Annotated in this window: 1 pseudogene; it reads right to left on the bottom strand. The window is 55.7% G+C overall.

Going from position 1 to position 395, the window contains the following annotated elements:
• Positions 1–395 (bottom strand): annotated as a pseudogene (gene uhpC, locus EVJ32_RS16080) (MFS transporter family glucose-6-phosphate receptor UhpC); the annotation flags it as partial.

Genomic DNA, 395 nt, shown 5'->3' with positions numbered 1-395 from the left:
CCCCCAGATAAGCAAACAAGCCGACAAATCCCGTCGCCGCCCCTGCCGCCTCTTTGTGGGAACATTCTGCCGCCGCCATGCCGATTAACATCTGCGGGCCAAAGACAAAAAAACCAATAGTGAAGAAGCAGGTTGCCTGCATCACGTAGCTGGCAAATGGCATCAGCCACAGCGAGCCGACTGAAAGCAAAATTCCGGCGGCGAAAATCAAATTCATCGGCCCGCGGTTGCCGTTAAACAGTTTGTCCGAGCCCCAACCCGCTACCAGCGCACCGATAAATCCGCCCAGTTCAAACATTGTCACTGCCGTATTCGCCGTGACCAGATCGACGCCCAGCGTCTCGGACATATACAAATTGCCCCAGTCGTTGATTGCCGCCCGGACCACATAGACC

It is taken from the genome of Exiguobacterium sp. SH5S4 (genome assembly GCF_004337045.1).
Classification (GTDB): Bacteria; Bacillota; Bacilli; order Exiguobacteriales; family Exiguobacteriaceae; genus Exiguobacterium; species Exiguobacterium aurantiacum_A.
Note: the sequence above shows the minus strand (reverse complement) of the source record. Positions and strands in the feature narration are given on the sequence as shown.